The 18146-nt window shown below is 74.9% G+C and carries 18 protein-coding genes; 8 read left to right on the top strand and 10 right to left on the bottom strand.

Going from position 1 to position 18146, the window contains the following annotated elements:
* Window positions 1-345: 345 nt before the first annotated feature.
* Window positions 346-837 carry a methylated-DNA--[protein]-cysteine S-methyltransferase gene (locus ACR9E3_RS27885; protein ID WP_460384105.1) on the bottom strand — a complete coding sequence of 164 codons (492 nt, stop codon included), beginning with the start codon at window positions 835-837 and terminating at the stop codon, window positions 346-348.
* A gap of 35 nt (window positions 838-872) precedes the next feature.
* On the opposite strand from ACR9E3_RS27885, the gene ACR9E3_RS27880 reads away from it, so the two are divergent.
* On the top strand, window positions 873-1811 hold the full coding sequence (locus tag ACR9E3_RS27880) for an NADP-dependent oxidoreductase (RefSeq protein WP_460384104.1): 939 nt from the start codon (window positions 873-875) through the stop codon (window positions 1809-1811).
* 52 nt (window positions 1812-1863) lie between these two features.
* Here ACR9E3_RS27880 and ACR9E3_RS27875 read toward each other — a convergent pair whose 3' ends face one another.
* The 3 genes from ACR9E3_RS27875 to ACR9E3_RS27865 form a co-directional block, all read right to left on the bottom strand.
* On the bottom strand, window positions 1864-3156 hold the full coding sequence (locus ACR9E3_RS27875) for an Nramp family divalent metal transporter (protein WP_460384103.1): 1293 nt from the start codon (window positions 3154-3156) through the stop codon (window positions 1864-1866).
* Between the two features lie 32 nt (window positions 3157-3188).
* The gene (locus tag ACR9E3_RS27870; protein WP_460384101.1) at window positions 3189-4298 is read right to left on the bottom strand and encodes an alpha/beta hydrolase; all 1110 of its coding nucleotides are present in this window, start codon (window positions 4296-4298) and stop codon (window positions 3189-3191) included.
* Window positions 4299-4613: 315 nt separating this feature from the next.
* Window positions 4614-5393, bottom strand: coding sequence for a tryptophan-rich sensory protein (locus tag ACR9E3_RS27865; RefSeq protein WP_460384100.1), 780 nt, complete (start codon window positions 5391-5393; stop codon window positions 4614-4616).
* A gap of 66 nt (window positions 5394-5459) precedes the next feature.
* On the opposite strand from ACR9E3_RS27865, the gene ACR9E3_RS27860 reads away from it, so the two are divergent.
* Window positions 5460-5927 carry a MarR family transcriptional regulator gene (locus ACR9E3_RS27860; protein ID WP_460384099.1) on the top strand — a complete coding sequence of 156 codons (468 nt, stop codon included), beginning with the start codon at window positions 5460-5462 and terminating at the stop codon, window positions 5925-5927.
* Window positions 5928-5959: 32 nt separating this feature from the next.
* Complete coding sequence (locus ACR9E3_RS27855) at window positions 5960-6769, top strand: hypothetical protein (protein ID WP_460384098.1); 810 nt, start codon at window positions 5960-5962, stop codon at window positions 6767-6769.
* A gap of 52 nt (window positions 6770-6821) precedes the next feature.
* Here the strand turns inward: ACR9E3_RS27855 and ACR9E3_RS27850 are convergent, their stop codons facing one another.
* From ACR9E3_RS27850 to ACR9E3_RS27840, 3 genes are all read right to left on the bottom strand, one after another.
* Window positions 6822-7862 (bottom strand): protein kinase domain-containing protein, encoded by a 1041-nt coding sequence (locus ACR9E3_RS27850; protein WP_460384097.1) that lies wholly within the window; start codon window positions 7860-7862, stop codon window positions 6822-6824.
* Complete coding sequence (locus tag ACR9E3_RS27845; protein WP_460384096.1) at window positions 7859-8422, bottom strand: hypothetical protein; 564 nt, start codon at window positions 8420-8422, stop codon at window positions 7859-7861. The genes ACR9E3_RS27850 and ACR9E3_RS27845 overlap by 4 nt, the downstream gene beginning before the upstream one ends.
* 117 nt (window positions 8423-8539) lie before the next feature.
* The gene (locus tag ACR9E3_RS27840; RefSeq protein ID WP_460384095.1) at window positions 8540-10258 is read right to left on the bottom strand and encodes an L-lactate permease; all 1719 of its coding nucleotides are present in this window, start codon (window positions 10256-10258) and stop codon (window positions 8540-8542) included.
* A 165-nt stretch (window positions 10259-10423) separates the two neighbouring features.
* Between ACR9E3_RS27840 and ACR9E3_RS27835 the strand changes: the two genes are divergently transcribed.
* Both ACR9E3_RS27835 and sigJ read left to right on the top strand, forming a co-directional pair.
* Window positions 10424-11890, top strand: a complete 1467-nt coding sequence (locus ACR9E3_RS27835; RefSeq protein WP_460384094.1) for a peptide MFS transporter — start codon at window positions 10424-10426, stop codon at window positions 11888-11890.
* A gap of 22 nt (window positions 11891-11912) precedes the next feature.
* Entirely contained in the window at window positions 11913-12788 is an 876-nt protein-coding gene (sigJ, locus tag ACR9E3_RS27830; protein ID WP_460384093.1) for an RNA polymerase sigma factor SigJ, read from the top strand.
* Here the strand turns inward: sigJ and ACR9E3_RS27825 are convergent.
* Complete coding sequence (locus ACR9E3_RS27825; RefSeq protein ID WP_460384092.1) at window positions 12769-13347, bottom strand: carboxymuconolactone decarboxylase family protein; 579 nt, start codon at window positions 13345-13347, stop codon at window positions 12769-12771. The genes sigJ and ACR9E3_RS27825 overlap by 20 nt on opposite strands.
* A 71-nt stretch (window positions 13348-13418) precedes the next feature.
* On the opposite strand from ACR9E3_RS27825, the gene ACR9E3_RS27820 reads away from it, so the two are divergent.
* The 3 genes from ACR9E3_RS27820 to ACR9E3_RS27810 all read left to right on the top strand — a co-directional run bounded on the left by ACR9E3_RS27820 (window position 13419) and on the right by ACR9E3_RS27810 (window position 16288).
* Entirely contained in the window at window positions 13419-14576 is a 1158-nt protein-coding gene (locus ACR9E3_RS27820) for an acyl-CoA dehydrogenase family protein (RefSeq protein ID WP_460384091.1), read from the top strand.
* Between the two features lie 13 nt (window positions 14577-14589).
* Entirely contained in the window at window positions 14590-15774 is a 1185-nt protein-coding gene (locus tag ACR9E3_RS27815) for an acetyl-CoA hydrolase/transferase C-terminal domain-containing protein (protein ID WP_460384090.1), read from the top strand.
* A 124-nt stretch (window positions 15775-15898) separates the two neighbouring features.
* Window positions 15899-16288 (top strand): hypothetical protein, encoded by a 390-nt coding sequence (locus ACR9E3_RS27810; protein WP_460384089.1) that lies wholly within the window; start codon window positions 15899-15901, stop codon window positions 16286-16288.
* Window positions 16289-16292: 4 nt separating this feature from the next.
* Here ACR9E3_RS27810 and ACR9E3_RS27805 read toward each other — a convergent pair whose 3' ends face one another.
* Together ACR9E3_RS27805 and ACR9E3_RS27800 are read right to left on the bottom strand one after the other, a co-directional pair.
* The gene (locus tag ACR9E3_RS27805) at window positions 16293-16604 is read right to left on the bottom strand and encodes a metal-sensitive transcriptional regulator (RefSeq protein WP_460384087.1); all 312 of its coding nucleotides are present in this window, start codon (window positions 16602-16604) and stop codon (window positions 16293-16295) included.
* Window positions 16605-16633: 29 nt separating this feature from the next.
* Window positions 16634-17968, bottom strand: a complete 1335-nt coding sequence (locus ACR9E3_RS27800; protein ID WP_460384086.1) for a serine hydrolase — start codon at window positions 17966-17968, stop codon at window positions 16634-16636.
* Between the last annotated feature and the right edge of the window lie 178 nt (window positions 17969-18146).

The raw sequence follows: 18146 nt of genomic DNA, 5'->3' as shown, positions 1-18146 counted from the left end.
ACACCCGACCGGACCCCACACATGCACGAACCGGCGCCCCGTGATCGGGACGCCGGTTCGTGATCTGGGAGGAAGTGTCAGCTCGGGACCCGCACGGTCCCGGTCGTCCCACCGACCGCCTGCATGCGCTCAGCGGCGTGGAGTCTGCTGTCGATCAGCTCCCGTGCGCGGTGCGGCGCCGGGTCGACCGGGTCCTCGTGATGCGGTGCGGGGTGTTCCCTGCGTCCAATCCATCACCTCGATCCCGGTCGGAAACCTTCGGTCGTGACTGCGGCGGATCAGCCCTCAGCTCGTGTGATCGTCACCACAACGACACGACCGAACATACTCCCGTGACCGCCTCGGTCAAGGGTCGCGGCGCTCCAGCGACAACAGCAAACGCTTGCGTCGTACGCCGGGTCCCCCACCCGAGGGACGCCCCGCGGCGGACAGGACGCGGTGACAGGGAACGAGAAGGCTGATCGGATTACGAGCGTTCGCCGTGCCGACGGCTTGCGCTGCGCGCGGGCTCCCGATCGCCGCCGCGAGCGTCCCGTAGGTGGTCGTCGCGCCGTACGGGACGTCGCGCAGCGCGGTCCAGACCGACCGCGCGAACGGGGTGCCCGGCGGGTCGAGGGGCAGCGAGAAGCTCCGCCGCTCCCCCGCGAAGTACTCGTCGAGCTCGCCGGCGAGGTCGTCGAGCGGGCCGCAGCGGCCGTCGTCGGGTGCGCCGAAGGACGGGTCCGGGTCGCGCTCCCGCTGGTCGTGGACGTGCAGCCCGCGGACGGCCCCGACCGCGACGTCCCAGGTCAGGGTGAGCGGCCCGATCGGGCTGTCGACGACGCGGAAGCAGCGCACGCGTCCCGGTCTACCCCACCGGGTAGGCACGACATGTGCGAGCCATCGGAGTGAACGCCTACGGAGGTCCCGACGCCCTCGAGGTCGTCGAGCTGCCCGAGCCCCACGCCGGGCCGGGCGAGGTGCGGCTGCGGGTGCGCGCCGCCGCGGTCAACCCGACCGACACGCTCGCCCGTGACGGGTCGCGGGCGGAGCGGCAGCGCAAGGACCCGCCGCCCTACGTCCCGGGCATGGACGCCGCCGGCGAGGTCGACGAGATCGGCGAGGGCACCGACACCGAGCTGCACGTCGGCGACGCCGCGATGGCGATCGTGGTGCCCGACGGCAGCCACGGCGCCTACGCCGAGCACGTCGTCGTCCCGGCAGGGTCGGTCGTGCGCGCGCCGGCCGGCGCCTCCGTGGTGGAGGCGGCGACGCTGCCGATGAACGCGCTGACCGCCCGCCTGGCCCTCGACGCCCTGGCGCTGCAGCCCGGGCAGACGCTGGCCGTCACCGGAGCTGCCGGGGCGCTCGGTGGCTACGTCGTGCAGCTGGCGAAGGCCGACCGGCTCACCGTCGTCGCGGACGCCTCGAAGGCGGACGAGTCGCTGGTGCGCGGGCTCGGCGCCGACGTGGTCGTGCGCCGTGGGGACGACGTGGCCGCCCGCATCCGCGAGAGCCAGCCCGGCGGCGTCGACGCGCTCGTCGACGGATCGCTGCAGGGCGACGTCCTGCTCGACGCCGTCCGGGACGGCGGCGGAATCGCCACGGTCCGCGGTCACCGGGGCGCCGACGAGCGCGGCATCACGTGGCACCCCGTGCTCGTGCGCGACGTCGCGACCGACCACGCCGCGCTCGACCGGTTGCGGCGCCAGTGCGAGGACGGCGCGCTGACCCTGCGCGTCGCCGACACGATCCCCGCGGAGAAGGCGCCGGAGGCCCACCGCCGCCTCGAGGCCGGCGGCGTCCGGGGCCGTCTCGTCCTGACGTTCTGAGGCCGTACGTGAGCGAACTTCGGTGCTATGGCACCGAAGTTCGCTCACGTATCTAGCCGAAGACGTCGATCAGCTCGGTCACGCAGAGCACGAGGAACAGGGCCGCGGCGCCGACGAGCAACGTCGTCGAGAGCCACCCGTTGCGCCACTCCCGCGGGGCGCGGCTGCTGCCGAGCAGCCACAGCAGCGTGATCGCCAGGAACGGCATGAAGAACGCCCCGAGCGCGCCGTACGCGACGACCAGCGCGAACGGCCGCCCGAGGAACAGCAGCAGCATCGGCGGGAACGTCAGCCACAGCAGATAGGCGCGGAACGGGGTGCTCCGCTCGGCGTCCTCGTGCAGCTGACCAGCGGCGGCGAGCTCGTCGGGAGTCTTCGCGACGGCCTCGCGTCGGGTCCGGACGAAGTCGGTGACCATGAGGCTCACGCCCTGCCAGACCCCGAGCAGCGACGAGAACGACGTCGCGAAGAACCCAATGAGGAACAGCGTCGCGATCACCGGGCCGAAGCGCTGCTGGAGGATCGCGTCGAGGTCGAGCAGGCCGCGGTCGCTCTCGACCAGGGCGATGTTCGCCGTGTAGAACAGCTCAGCGCCGACGACCAGCATCGCGGCCACGAAGATCCCCGTGGTGATGTAGGCGACGCGGTTGTCCAGCCGCATGACCTTCATCCACGAGCTGTCCCGCCAGCCCTTGGCGTTGACCCAGTAGCCGTACGCGGCCATCGTCACCGTGCCGCCGACGCCGCCGACCAGGCCGAGCGTGTAGATCCCCGAACCCGCCGGCAGTGTCGGGATCAGCCCGGCGAGCATCGCCGGCACGTCGGGCAGCACGAGGATCGCGAGGCCCACCACGACGACGAACATGACGCCGACCAGCACCGTCATGATCTTCTCGAACAGCGGGTACGAGCCGAACCACACGAGCACCAGTCCGACGAGGCCGCACGGGATGCCCCACGCCGGGATCGAGCCGCCGAACATCGCCGCGAGCGGCAGCGCCGAGGACGTCATCGCCGTCGCGCCGTAGACGAAGCCCCAGATGGCCACGTAGACGACGAAGTAGACCGTCGTCCACGGCCCGAGCGAGCGCCAGCCCGCGAAGATCGTGGAGCCGGTCGCGAGGTGCCAGCGACCCGTGGCCTCGGCCAGCGCGATCTTGACGACCACCCCGACCACCACGGCCCACATCAGCGTGTAGCCGTACTCCGAGCCGGCGACGAGCGTCGCGACGAGGTCACCCGCGCCGACACCCGTCGCGGCGACGACGATCCCCGGCCCGACGATGCTCCAGCGCCGTCGCGGCGCCTGGGTGGTGTCCGCGGCGTCGACCTCACGATCGGTCATACGGGGCAGTTCACCACGGAGTGCTCATCCGGTCACGGTGTGCGGGTACCGACGTGCTCGGCGAGGAACGCGGCGACCTGCGGGCGCGTCATCTGGGCGCCGGGGCTGCCGAAGGGGAAGTCGAAGACGTGGTCGGCGTGCGGCACCTCGACCAGCCGGCCGGGGACGCCGGCGGCGCGCAGGGCGCGGTCGTAGGCGTGGACGCGGTCGGGGAAGACGAAGTGGTCCGCCGCGCCGAGCACGAGCAGGGTCGGCGGGAGGTCGGGGCGCACGAGATCGATCGGCGAACCGTCCGCGGTCTCTCGCGGGTGCTGGCCGGCGGGCCCGCCGAGCACGGCGTCCTGGAGCTGCGGGGCGATCGCGCGCAGGTCCGTCACCGGGTAGTGGGCGACGACGGCGCGGGGCCGCGGGCCGGCGAGCTCGCCGGCGAGGATCCCGGCGGTCGTGCTCAGCGCGAGCGTCGCCCCGGCGGACTGGCCGGCGAGCACGACGCGGTCGGGGTCGAGGTGCTCCTCCGCGGCGTGCTCGACGGCCCACGACGCGGCGGCGGCCACGTCGCGGCGCTGCCCCTCCCCCACCGGCGCGGGTGGTGGCAGGCGGTACTCGACGGCGACGACGGCGTGGCCCCGGTCGGCGAGCCAGCGGCACAGCGCGGTGCGGTCCGTGCGCTCGCCCCGCACCCAGCTCCCGCCGTGCACCCAGACGACGACCGGGTGCGGGCCGGGGCCGGCGGGCCGGTAGAGGTCGACGTGCAGGGGGCGCCCGTCGGCGTCGACGCCGTACTGCTCGGTGCGGTCGGGGTGCCCGTCGGGCTGTCCGGTGACGGTCAGCGCCGCCCACCAGTCGATCGTCACGTGGGACGCGCGGGCCTGGGTGACGACGACGCCGGCGAGGGCGACCGTCGCGAGCAGGGCGATCACCAGCATCGGCGGCCCGTCGCGGCGTGCGCCGAGGAACCACGCGAGGCCGGTGAGCCCGACGCCGACGACGCCCGCCAGCGCGGCGTGCAGCGGGTACTGCCCGGTGACGAACGACCCGAGGAACCCGGTCACCGGTAGACGCGGCGCGTACGTGCCGACGGCGACGACCAGCACCGCGAGGAGCCAGATCACCGCCCCTGCGCGCACGAGCCACACCAGCACGTGATCACCTCACCACGCGGGCGGGTGGGGCGCCGGGTGCGGTGGTGCGGAGCGCCTCGCGCATGATCAACGAGCTCGGTGACCTGCGGACCGTGCGGCTCGCGTGTCGGCTCCCGGCACCCGCGCCGTTCCCGGCGTGTCGCCGTACCGAGCGTGTGGCGATCCTGGCGTCACACGCCAGGAAAGCCGCATTGCTCGCACACCCCGTGTGCGCCGGGGCCCGGTGGTGATCGTGGTGGGTTTCCTCTCGTTGAACGCCAGCGTGGACGCCAGGCTGGCACCACCCCGGACCTCGCCCAGCTCGCCGGCACCCACTCAGCCGAAGGCGGCGGGCAGGCGGGTGGCGGGCGGGGCGACGAGGACGCGGTGGGCCAGGACGACGAGGACGGCGACGAGGGCCACGAGCGCCGCGAGGGTGACCGGCAGGGGCGGGGCCATGGCGACGATCGCGCCCAGCGCCCAGACCACGGACGCCGCGAACGGGAGCGCCCCGCCGCACCGGCCCACCACGACGCCGGCGATCGCGCCGGTGACCAGCAGGACCAGCGTGCCGAGGACGGTCGCGACGCCGCCGGCCCCCGGTGCGCCGAGGAACGTGCCGGTGGTGGCCGCGCCGACCACGGTCGCGACGCTCACCCATCCCGCGTAGAGGGCGACGGGGCCGTGCAGCAGCAGACGGTCGGCGGGGCCCTCCGCCCGGAACGCGGACAGCTGCGCCAGCGCCACGGCGAGCACCACGAGCAGCCCGACGATGATCACCTGCGCGAGCACCACCAGCTGCGCGGAGAACGCGAGGATCCAGCCCGCGTTGAGCAGCGTCGACGCGACCAGCCACCAGCCGGTGGCCCGGTGCACGGGGCGCGCGGGCTGGCCGGGCAGGGCCTGGCGGACGGCGAGGAGCAGCAGCGCCGCATAGATCAGGCCCCAGATCGAGAACGCCGCCGGCACGGGCATGACGACGGTGGTGTTCTCCCGCGCCACGACGCCGACCGACAGGCCGAACGCCCCGGAGCCGCCCAGCCCGCCGGCCACGAGCTGCAGCAGGGTCCCGGCGAGCAGGGCGCCGGCGCGGACGCGGTCAGCCGGAGTGGTCACGGTTACTCCTCCACGATCGAATGTCTCGACGGTCGAGATTACTCGGTGTGTCGCTAGCATGCAGACGTGGTGGACCGCGCGCACCTCGTGGAGCTCCTCCAGGCCTACGCCGACGAGTCCGGGCGCCTCGGCCAGGCGTTCGCCGCCGGGCACGGGCTGCACCGCACCGACGCCCAGGCGCTGCTCGCGGTGCTGCGCGCCGAGCGGGACGGCGACGCGCTCACGCCCGGCCGCCTCGGCGCCGAGGTCGGCCTCTCCTCGGGGGCGACCACCGCCGCGGTCGACCGGCTCGAGCGGCTCGGGCATCTCCACCGGGTGCGCGACGACGTCGACCGTCGCCGCGTGACCCTGCACCACGACGCCGCGGGCGCCGACGTCGGCCGCGCCTGGTTCGGCCCGCTGGCGGCCCGGCTCGACGCCGTGCTCGCCGACTACACACCGGACGAACTCGCCGTCATCGATCGTTTCCTCACCGAGGTCGTCGCGTCGGTCGCCGAGCACCGCGCGCAGATGTCCGGAGAGGACGCATCCTGAGCACCCCGTTCGCCGCCCGTGCCCGCCTGGGCGTGGCCGTCGTCGCCGTCCTCGCCGTGCTCGCGCTGGTGATCACGCTGATCGTGGTCCTGTCCCGGAGCTCACCGCTCGCCACCCCGCGCTGCACGATCACCGCGCCGCCCGACTCCCCCGGCCTGCCCACGACCTGGACGCTCTCGCCGGGCCAGGCCGACAACGCCGCGACCATCGTCGGCGTCGGGCGACGGCTCGGCGTCCCCGACCGCGCGGTGACGATCGCCCTCGCGACCGCGGTGCAGGAGTCCGGCCTGGCCAACCTGCGCGGCGGCGACCGCGACTCGGTCGGGCTGTTCCAGCAGCGCCCGAGCCAGGGCTGGGGCTCGCAGGACGAGATCCTCGACCCCGTCTACGCCACGACGGCGTTCTACACCGCGCTCCTGCAGGTGCCCGGCTGGGCGAGCATGGACGTCACGGCCGCGGCCCAGCGCGTGCAGCGCAGCGGCTACCCCGAGGCCTACGCCGACCACGAGCCCGAGGCGCGCCTCATGGCCGTCTCCCTGCTCGGGCAGGCGCCGGCGTCGTGGACCTGCACCGACCTGCCCGCGACCCCGCCGGCCGATCCCTCGATCACCCCCGTCGCCGAACTGGCCGCCCAGGAGGTCGGCACCCGGCGGCTCTCGGGCGAGCAGACCGAGCAGGCCGGCTGGGCGCTCGCGACCTGGCTCGTGGCGCACGGCGAGCGCCTCTCGCTCGAGAGCGTCACCTACGACGGCCGCACGTGGACGGTCGCATCGGGCACCTGGACACCGACCGGGCCCGCCGACGGCCGCCTCGCCCTGCGCCGGATCGGCCAGGTCCAGTGATCGACGTCCCGATACGGACGCTCAGCGTCTGCAACGGCACTTCGCTGACACCTCACCGCAGCGCGAGCACCACGCCGGCGCCGGCGAGCACGAGCACGGCGAGCACGACCAGCGCGATGCCGAGGCGCCGCACCGCCGACCAGGGCTCGCGCTCGCCGGGGTCGGGGCCCGTCACGGGGTCGGTCCGGTACGCGGGCGCCGGGTCGGGCCGGGTGGCCGGCGCGGCGCCGCCGTTCCGCGAGGTGATCACCTCGGTCCGCTGCGACGGGTCCGGCGCGGCGGAGCGGCGCAGGTCGTCGGCGAGCTCGCGGGCGTCGCGGTGGCGTCCCGCGGGGTCGAGGGCCAGCGCGCGCAGCACGACGGCGTCGAGGTCGGCGGGCACGTCGCGCACGATCTCCCGCGGCGGCACCGGCGACTCCCGCAGCCGCTGCGAGGCGATCTCCACCGAGCTGGGGCCGCGGAACGGGACCTGTCCGGTCAGCAGCTCGTAGAGCGTGCACCCCACGGCGTAGAGGTCCGAGCGGCCGTCCAGCGGGTCGCAGCGGACCTGCTCGGGCGAGAGGTAGGCCGCGGTGCCCACGACCACGCCGGTGTGGGTGAAGCCCTCCACGTCGGCGACGCGGGAGATGCCGAAGTCCATCAGCTTGACGGTGCCGTCGTCGCAGCGCATGACGTTGCCGGGATTCACGTCGCGGTGGACGATCCCCCGCTCGTGCGCCGCGGCGAGGGCCTCGCAGACGGGCACGAGCAGCGCCGCCGCCTCCCCGGACGGCAGGCGCCCGCGGTCGCGGAGCTCCTCGCGCAGGGTGCGGCCCTCGACGCACTCCATGACGACGAAGACCTCGCCGCCGTCGGCGAACCCGACGTCGTGCACGGCGACGACGTGCGGGTGGTCGATCACCGCGGCCGCCCGGGCCTCGTCGCGCAGCCGCCCGCCGTACTCCGCGTCGCCCCGGTGCTCGGCGGGCAGGAGCTTCACCGCGACGGTGCGCCCGAGCTCGCGGTCGAGGGCACGGTGGACCTCGGCCATGCCGCCGCGCCCGATGAGCCCGCGCAGCTCGTAGCGGTCCGCGAGGACGCGGGTCTCGCTCACATCCGCCGCGTCCGGGCCGCGTCGCCGCCGCCGAGCAGGGCGTCGAACAGGTAGCGGTGGTCGACCATCGCCTGGCGCATGTCCTCGGTGTCGGCGGTGCCCTCCTCGACCTCGGTGGAGGTCCGGTGGGCGGCGCGGTAGCGCTCGACGAGGTCCGGGTGGTCGACCGAGATCATCTTGGCGCGCTCCTCAAAGCGCTCGGTCGGGTAGCCGCGCTCGCGCATCACCTGCTGCACGAGCAGGTCCGCGTCGCGCAGCCCGGTCGACGGGTTCTCGACGAACGACGACTGCGCCGACTCCCACGCCTGGCCGAAGCGGTCGCGCTCCCCGCCGTCGAGCTCGCGCACCTCCAGCTCGCGGCGCCGGGACAGGCGCGCCCGCAGCTCGCGCTCGCCGTCGCGCTGACCGTACTCGGAGACGACGCGGTCGTACTCGTCGCCGAACTGACTGCGCAGCGCCGCGCGCCGCGACTGGGAACGCTTGCGGGCCACGAGGACGAGCACGACGCCCAGGACGAGGACGACGGCGGCGACCACGACGACGATGAGGACCGGATCCATGCACCCCTCCGTGATCGATCGGGGACGATCACACCACTCCGGTACCCGCGACGCTGCCGACGACGAGCGGGTGCACGGCAAGTGCCGTCGAACGGTCCTACCCGATCACACCGGTGCCTATCCCGCGACCACCATCCAGCCCAGCACCGGTGTCGACTGCAGCAGGACGAGGACACACATGCCCGCGAGGAACACGAGGCTCCAGAGCAGGACGCGGCGCAGGATCTCCCCCTCGCGCCCGGCCATGCCGACCGCGGACGCGGCGATGGCGAGGTTCTGCGGGGAGATCATCTTGCCGAGGACGCCGCCGGAGCTGTTCGCCGCCGCCAGCAGGATCGGGTCGAGCCCGGCGCCCTTGGCCGCCGTGACCTGCAGCGCGCCGAACAGCGAGTTCGACGACGTGTCCGAACCGGTGACCGCCGTCCCGAGCCAGCCGAGCACCGGGGAGAGCACCGCGAAGAACCCGCCGGTCCCGGCCAGCAGGGCTCCGAGGGTGAGCGTCTGCCCCGAGTCGTTCATGACGTAGGCCAGGGCGAGCACGGCCATGACCGTCGGGATCGCCGTGCGCAGCTGCACCAGCGTCCGCCCGTAGGCCGCGACGGCGGCACCCGGGTGCAGCCTCAGCACCAGCGCGGTGATGACGCCGGCGATGAGCAGGATCGTCCCGGCGGCCTCGAGCCAGTTGAGGTTGAAGGCCACGGTGGACACGGGCTTGCCCGCCGCGGTGCGCACGTCCAGCCCGGGCCAGTTGAACTTCACGGTCACCGCCTTGAGCGCCTTGCTCACCGGCGGGATCTGCTGGATGCCGAACAGCACGATGATGATCACGTAGGGCATGTACGCGAGGACGGTGTCCCGTCGGCTGTCCTGACGGTGGTCGTCGGCGGCGGCCCCCTCGGCGGGCACGCCACCCGTCCCGTCGCCATCCGTCCCGTCGCCACCCGTCCCGTCGCCACCGCCCACGCCCACCGGCGTCCTGGCGGCCGCGGTCTCCTCGGCCGTCGCGTCGGTCGCGACCGGGGAGCGGCGCGGCGGCCGGACCCGCACCAGCAGCACGACGGCGCCGGCGGAGAGCAGGGCGGCGACGATGTCGGTCAGCGGGAGCGAGAGGTAGTTCGACGTCGCGAACTGCGCGACACCGAACACGAGGCCCGCGACCAGCGCGACCGGCCAGGTCTCCCGCAGCCCCTTCGCGCCGTCGACCAGCCCGACCAGGACGAACGGCACGAACAGCGCCAGGATCGGGGTCTGCCGCCCGACCATCGCGCCGAGGGCGTCCTCCGGCAGGCCGGTGACCTGCGCCAGCGTCGTGATCGGCACGGCGATGGCCCCGAATGCCACGGGTGCCGTGTTGGCCACCAGGGCCACCACAGCGGCCTTGAGCGGGTGGAAGCGCAGCGCGATGAGCATGATCGTGCAGATCGCCACCGGCGTGCCGAACCCGGCGAGCGCCTCGAGCAGCGCGCCGAAGGCGAACGCGATGATGACCGCCTGCACCCGCGGGTCGTCGGACACCGACCCGAACGACCGGCGGAGCACGTCGAAGTGCCCCGACGTCACGGTCATCTGGTAGATCCACAAGGCGTTGATCACGATCCAGAGGATCGGGAAGAAGCCGAACGCCGCGCCCTCGATCCCCGCGAGGACGGCCTGCCCGACCGGCATGCCGTACACGAGGATCGCGACGAGCAGCGCGACCGCCAGCCCGATCAGCGACGCGAGCCACGCCCGGACCCGCAGGCCGCCCAGCAGGACGAAGAGGATCAGCAGCGGGAGCACGGCGACCAGCGAGCTCAGCGCCAGCGAGCCGAGCGGGGTGTCGTTCTGGACGTACACGAGGCCACCTCCGGGAACGGGCGGCGCCGCCCGTGTGGTGGCGCAGCGTGCCCGTTCCGTCGCCCGGTGTCGACACGAACCGGGGACATCCTTTCGCTATCCGGACGGGTCCTCGCCGCGTGTCCACGCTGGCGGTCGCGCTCCGCGAGGAGCACGCTGCACCCCGTGACGACCCCGACCACCGAGCACGTGCCCTCGACCGACCGACGGTTCTTCGGGCACCCCCTCGTCCTGGGCAGCCTGTTCTCGGTCGAGCTGTGGGAACGCTTCTCGTTCTACGGGATGCAGACCGTCATGGCGTACTACCTGTACTACGCCGCGACCGAGGGCGGGCTGGGCCTGGAGAAGGCGTCCGCCACCAGCATCATCGGCGCCTACGGCGGCCTGGTGTACCTCGCCGCCGTGGTCGGCGCCTGGGTCGCCGACCGGGTCCTCGGCGCCGAACGGACGCTGTTCTTCTCCGCGATCACGGTGATGGCGGGGCACATCGCCCTCGCCGTCGTTCCCGGGCTCACGGGCGTCGCCATCGGGCTCGTCCTGGTCGCCCTGGGCAGCGGCGGGGTGAAGACCTCGGCGACGAGCGTCGTCGGCTCGCTCTACGCCCGCGACGACCCCCGCGCCGACGCCGGCTTCTCGATCTTCTACATGGGCGTGAACATCGGCGCGCTCGTCGGCCCCCTGCTCACGGGGCTGACCCAGCAGCAGATCGGGTTCCACTGGGCGTTCGGCCTGGCCGCGATCGGGATGGCCATCGGGTTGGGGATCTACGCGGTGGGCCGGCGGGGCCTCCCCGACACCGCGTCCGTGGTGCCCGACCCGCTGCCCCCGGGCGCGTGGGTCCGGCCGGCGCTCGTCGCGGTCGGCGTCGTCGTCGTGGTCCTGATCGGCTTCGCCACCGGGGTGCTCGAGCCGGGCACGCTCTCCACCGCCGTGGCGATCGTCGTCGCGGTGATCTCCATCGTGATCTTCACGATCATGCTGACCAGCCCGAAGGTCGACGACGACGAGCGCAGCCGCGTCCGGGCGTTCGTCCCGATGTGGCTCGGCAGCGTGGTGTTCTGGTCGCTGTTCCAGCAGCAGTTCACCGTCGTCGAGCTCTACTCCGACGAGCGGCTGGACCGGAACCTGTTCGGCTGGGAGATGCCGGTCAACTGGGTCAACTCCATCGAGCCGTTCTGGGTCATCGTCCTGGCACCGGTGTTCGCGCTGCTCTGGACGAAGCTCGGCACCCGCGCGCCGTCGACGCCCGCGAAGTTCGCGATCGGCGCCACCGGCATGGGTCTCGCGTTCCTGCTCTTCCTGCCGTGGGCGGGCGGCGTCGGCAACTCCACACCGGTGGTCGCGCTGGTGTTCATCCTGCTGGTGTTCGCGCTCGCCGAGCTCAACCTCTCGCCGGTCGGGCTCTCGGTGTCGACGCGGATCGGGCCGGCCGCGTTCCGGAACCTCACGGTCGCGCTGTTCTACCTCACGGTCTCGCTGGGATCGGCGCTCTCGGGCACGCTCGCGGGCTTCTACGCTCCGGAGCACGAGGGCGCCTACTTCGGTGTCACCGGCGGCGCGGCGATCGTGCTCGGCCTCGTGCTCTTCGCCCTCACGCCGTGGATCAAGCGGGCGATGCGCGGCGTGCGGTGAGCCGCGCGGGCATGCTGGCGGGGTGACCGCCGAGGCGCCCCCGACCGAGGAGCACCGCGCCCACCTGCTCGCCGTCGCCTACCGGCTCACCGGGTCGCGGTCCGACGCCGAGGACGCCCTGCAGGAGGCGTGGCTGCGCTGGGACCGGCTCGGGGACGAGGGCCGCGCCCGGGTCCGGGACCCGCGGGCCTGGCTCGCGACCACGGTGGGGCGGCTCTGCCTCGACCGTGTGCGCTCGGCGCCCGCCCGCCGCGAGCAGTACGTCGGGCCGTGGCTGCCCGAGCCGCTGGTCACGACCGGCGCCGACGACGTGCTCGACGCCGTCGTCGCCCGCGAGGACGTCCGGATCGCCGCGCTGCTCGTGCTCGAGCGCCTGTCCCCCGACCAGCGGGTGGCGCTCGTCCTGCACGACTCCGCCGGCCTGCCTTTCGACGACGTCGCCGAGGTGCTCGGCTGCACGACGACGGCCGCGCGCCAGCACGCCTCCCGGGCCCGGCGCACGGTCAGCGCCGCCGCGGCGGACGGCGAGCTGCCCGACCCGGTGCCCGAGCCCGACCAGCGCCGGGTGCTCGACGCGTTCGTCGCCGCCCTCGCCGCCGGCGACGTCCCGACGCTGGTGACGCTCCTGCACCCCGACGCCGCCCTGCGCGCCGACGGCGGCGGCGTCGTCAAGGCCGCGCGGCGGACCGTGGTGGGCGCCGAGAAGATCGCGCGGCTGCTCGTCGCCCTGCTCGAGGAGGGCGGGGCCGAGGTCCTGGACGCCGCACGACCGGTGCTGGTCAACGGGGAGGCCGGCCTGCTCGCGCCGTTCGGGCCGGCGTCGGCCGTCCTGGTCCTGACCGTCGCGGACGGGCGCGCCCGCGCCGTGCACGCGGTGCTCAACCCGGAGAAGGTCTGACCGGGACCTCGCACGACGCCGCGAAGCCCTGCGCGCGCAGGCCGAGCGCGGCGTTGGACCGCGCCCGCTGGTTCTCCACGGCGATCAGGTGGGTCAGCTCGACGAGCCCGGCGTGGCCGAGGCGGGCGTCGAGGTCGGCCACCTGGGCGTCGGTGACCGCGATCGGCTGCGCACTCATGGCGTCGGCGTAGGCGAGGACCGCCCGCTCGTCGGGGTCGAAGCGCCCGTCGTCGGGGGCGTCGTCGGCCGCGGCCCGGCGCAGGTGGTCGGCGTCGAGGCCCGCGCGGATCCAGAGCATCTCCCCGAAGTCGACGCACCAGGAGCACCCGACCCGGGTCGCGGTGCGGTAGACGGCGAGGTCGCGCAGCCGGGCCGGCAGGACGGTCGCGACCTTCTCGGTGAGCGACTCGGACACCGCCGCGGTCCAGAACAGGCCGGGGTGGTGGCGCAGCGCCGTGAACGGCTCGGGCACGTCGCCGAAGCGCCGCCGGGCGAAACGGTAGGCGAGGCGGCCGAGGACGCCGGCGTCGGCGTCGTCGACGAGGGGGATGCGGGTCATCGGGGCTCCTCCTGCTCGGGCGGGTCGGAGGGTGGACGGCGGGGCCCCGCGGAACGTGACACGGTGAGGCCATGGAGGCCTCTGACTTCGCCGACGTCCTGTCCTCGGTCCGCGCGTTCGTGCGCGAGGAGGTGGTGCCGCGCGAGGACGAGATCGAGGCCACCGACGAGGTCCCGGAGAAGCTGCGCGAGGCGTGCAAGGCGATGGGCCTCTACGGCTTCGCGATCCCCGAGGAGTTCGGCGGCATCGGCCTGTCGATGGCCGAGGAGGTCGAGCTGGCCATGGAGCTCGGCTGGACCACGCCGTCGCTGCGCTCGCTGTTCGGCACCAACAACGGCATCGCGGGTCAGGTCCTGCTCACCGGCGGCACCCCGGAGCAGCAGGACGAGTGGCTGCCCCGGCTCGCGACCGGTGAGGTCGTCGCCTCCTTCGCGCTCACCGAGCCGGACGCCGGGTCCGACCCCTCGTCGCTGACGACGAAGGCCACGCGTGACGGCGACGAGTTCGTGATCACCGGACAGAAGCGCTGGATCACCAACGCGCCGCTGGCCGACGTGCTCATGGTCTTCGCCCGCACCGATCCGGACGCCCCGCCGGCCAAGGGCATCTCGACGTTCCTCGTCCCGACCTCGGCGCCCGGGGTCTCGTTCACCGAGCACGACGCCAAGATGGGCCAGCGCGGCTCCTGGACCTGCGAGGTCTACCTCGACGAGGTCCGCGTGCCGGCGGCCCACCTCGTCGGCGGCGAGGACGGCCTGCACCGCGGGTTCGTCACCGCGATGCGCTGCCTCGCGCACGGGCGGCTGCACATCGCGGCGCTCTGCATGGGCATGGCGGCGCGGCTGGTCGAGGAGATGCGCCTGTTCGCCACCGAGCGCGAGCAGGGCGGGCACAAGATCGCCGCCTACCAGCTGGTGCAGGGCCTCGTGGCCGACTCGGTGACCGACTGGCACGCCGGGCGGGCCCTGGTCCGCGAGGCCGCGCGGGCCTACGACGACGGCTCGGACACCACGCTCGGCCCGTCGACGGCGAAGTACTTCTGCTCCGAGGCCGTGGGGCGCATCGCCGACCGCGCCGTGCAGGTGCACGGCGGCTCGGGCTACATGCGCGGCGTGCCGGTCGAGCGCCTCTACCGCGACGCGCGCCTGTTCCGGATCTACGAGGGCACGAGCCAGATCCAGCAGGTGATCATCGCCCGGGGCCTGCTCGGGAGCGCCGCGCGGGGCTGACAGACTGCCGATCATGGCCCTGGACGGCGGCATCCTCGCCGGTCTCGTGCGCCCCGGGGCGCGCATCGCGCTCGCCGACGGCTGCGGCAGCCCCCGCGCGGCCTACCCGCTGCTCTCCGCGCTCGCCCGGGAGCGGGGCGACCTGCGCCTGGTCACCGGGTGGCTGCCCGGGCCCGCCGACGGCCTCGACCTCGCCGCCTTCGCCGACGCCCGCACCGTGATGCCCGGCTGGGGCCTGCGCAAGGCCGCCGAGGCCGGGCACGTGCACGCCGTGCCGGCGCGCCTGTCCGCGGTGCCGGCGCTGGTCGCCGGGCCGCTGCGCCCCGACGTGCTCGTGGTCGCCGCCGCGCCGGGCCCGGTCGGTCCGGTGCTCGGCGCCGAGGTGTCATGGATCCGCGCGGTGGTCGACCTCGGGGTCCCACTGGCCGTCGTCCTCGACCCCGCCCTGCCCCGCGCCGCCGCCGGCCCTCCCCTGCCCGACGAGCAGGTCTTCGTGCTCGGCGAGCAGTCCGAGGGCCCGCACGCCCCGGCGCCGCCGCCCGCCCCCAGCCCGGAGCACGAGGCGATCGGGCGCCACGTCGCGGGCCTGCTCACCGACGGGGTCCGCCTGCAGTGGGCGCCCGGCCAGCTCGGCGAGGCCGTCGTGGGCGCGGTGCGGGCCGCCGGGATCCGGGTGCACGCGGACTCCGGCCTCCTGGGTGACGGGGTCGTCGCCCTCGACGAGGCCGGGCTCCTGCTCTCCGACCCCGTCGCCACCTACCTCGTCGGCAGCCCGGCGCTCTACGCCTGGGCCGACGCCCGGGGCCGCGCCGGGCACCCCGTCGTCCACCGCATCGAGCACACCCACGAGCCCTCGCGCCTCGCCGCGGACCCGCCGCTGGTGTCGGTGAACACGGCCGTGGAGATCGACCTCGACGGCCAGGTGAACGTCGAGGGCACCGCGACCGCGCTGGTCGGCGGCATCGGCGGTCACCCCGACTACGCCGCGGCCGCGGCCCGCTCCGCGCGCGGCCTCTCGGTCATCGCGCTGGCCTCGCAGCACCGGGGACGCCCGACGCGCGTCGAGCGGCTCGCCCGCCCGGTGACGACGGCCGCACACGACGTCGACGTCGTCGTCACCGAGCACGGGCACGCCGACCTGCGCGGGCTCGACCGCGACGAGCGCCGCCGCGCGCTCGACGGGTTGTTCCCGGGCTGAGCGCGCCCGGCGTTCGACGGGGATCTCGGGACGATCCATCACGGTCCGGCGACCTGAGCCGCCTAGGGTGGGTACGCCCGCACGACAGCACGTGTTCATCCCGCCGACCCCGCGAGGACATCCCATGGCCGACGGCACCGCCGGATCCCCGACCGCCTCCCGCGCGCACCTCGCAGCCGTCCCCGACGGCACGGCGGCGACGGTCACGCAGATGCCGCCCCTGCCCTCGGAGACCGCGCCGGAGCCGGAGGAGGCGCCCGACCTGCTCGCCGCGCTCGACCGCGGCGACGAGGAGGCGGTGAAGCTCTGGGTGCGCGCGCACACCCCCGAGGCCGGGAGCCTCGTGCTCTACGCCCTCTACGCCGGGGCCGGGATCCTCGGGCTCGTCGAGTGGCCGTCGGTGCTGCTCGCGGTGCTCGGCCAGCTGGTGGTCGACCGCCGCTTCGGGGGCGTCGAGGCGCTGGCCGCCGAGCTGCGCCGGCGCGTCGACGGCGCCCTGCCCGCGCGGTCCTAGGCGCTCACGACCGGACGAGGCGGGCGATCGCCGCCGAGGCCTCCTGGACCTTCTCGGCCGCCTCCGCGTCGCCCGCCTTCGCGGCGTCGACCACGCAGCCGCCCATGTGCTCCTCGAGCAGCCCGAGCGCGACGTTCTGCAGCGCCCGCGTGGCCGCGGAGACCTGCGTGAGCACGTCGATGCAGTACTTGTCGTCCTCGATCATCCGGGCGATGCCGCGGACCTGGCCCTCGATCCGGCGCAGCCGCCGCAGGTGGTCGTCCTTGTTCCCCGCGTAGCCGTAGCCGTGCTGCTCGGGCGACTGCTCCGTCTCCATGACCCTCCCGGCGCCGACTGCCCGCCACGTTACCCGGCGCGGGCGGCGTCCCCGAGGTCCCGACGGACGCTGGAGGCGGCGGCGTCGACCACCTGGCGGGCCGCGTCGTAGCCCGGCGGCTCGTCGGTCATCACCGCGACGAGGAAGCGCCCGTCGAGGACGGCGACGGAGTGCAGGTTCGCCCGCGAGCCGAGGCAGCAGAGCCAGCCCTGCTTGACCGGGGCGTGCGAGCCGTCCAGGAAGCCGAAGCCCTGGTCGAACCCGTCGCCCGCGATGCGCTGCGCCTGGGACATGGTGCCCAGCAGCAGGTCGCGGTCGGGGGCGGGGAGGTCGACCTGGATGTGGCGCAGCAGCTTCACCATGTCGCGCGCCGAGGTCTGCACCTCGCCCCACTGGGACGTGTCGTCCGGCGCGGTGGTGTCCTCCAGCCCGACCGAGCGGGAGACCCGGGTGATCGCGCTCGGCCCGTCGTACTGGGTCCAGAGCGCGTTCATGGCCGGGTCGCTGCTGACGGTGAGCGCGGCGTGGAGCAGGCGCAGGTCGCGGTCGCCGAGGGTCAGCTCGCCGTCGCGCTGGCGCTGGAGCATGTCGACGGCGACGAAGAGCTTGGCCAGCGACGCCGTGTAGAACGTCTCGTCCGGGTTCGACCCGGGGGCGACGTCCCCGGTCGCGGCGTCCCCGACGGCGACGCTGAGGTTGAAGCCGTCGCGCGATCCCGCCTGCTCCGCCTCGGACACGGCGCCCGCGAGGTCGACCTCCGGCGCGCTCGGCTGGGCGGGCGGCGCCAGGTGCTCGGTCCCGCTCGTCGGCAGGTTCAGCGCGCGGGCCGACGCGGCCAGCGGGTTGGCCGGGGCGCCGTTGAGCGTCTCGATCGTGACCAGCGTGCCGGCCATGAGCGCGCCGACGACCGCGGCGCCCACGCCGAGCGGGAGCCCCCGGTTCCGGCGCGGCGGCTCCCGGTCGGCGGCGACCCGGCGGCGGGCGGCGCGGTTCGGCGGCGGGGCCTGCGAGCGGCTCGCGGCCCGGCCGCCCGCGCGGTGCGACGAGCGCTCCGGAGCGGTCACGCGACTCACCGGGGCCGCACGGGACGTGGTCTCCCGCTCCCGCGGGGCGCGCCGCGTGCCCGTGGCCGCCCCCGAGCGCTCGTCGCCGGTCCTGGGGGCGCGACGGTGGGCGGTGCGGTCGGCGGTGCGGTCGGGGGTGCGGTCGCCCGTGCCGCGGCCGGCACGGTCGGCGGACGGCGGCGTGGAGCGACGCGGCGCCACCGGCTCGTCCCCGCCGGCCGGGGCGGGACGGGTCGCGGGACGGGCGACGACACCGGTCCCCCGCGGCGGGCTCGCGGGCGCGGCCGGCGGCCCGGGCACGGCGCCACGGGTCGGCACGTCGCCGCCGGGACGGCCGGGCGATCCCGGCGGAGGAGGTGGTACCGGAGGCACGGCGGGCCCCGCGGCGGGCCGCGTCGTCGGGAGACCCGGAGGAGGTGGCGGCACCCGCTCGGGGTGACCGGGTCCGGGCGGGCGTCCGGGCGGAGCGTCCCGGCGA

The sequence above is a fragment of the Actinomycetospora sp. C-140 genome (assembly GCF_054796175.1).
This window is presented reverse-complemented; position numbering and strand designations above follow the sequence as displayed.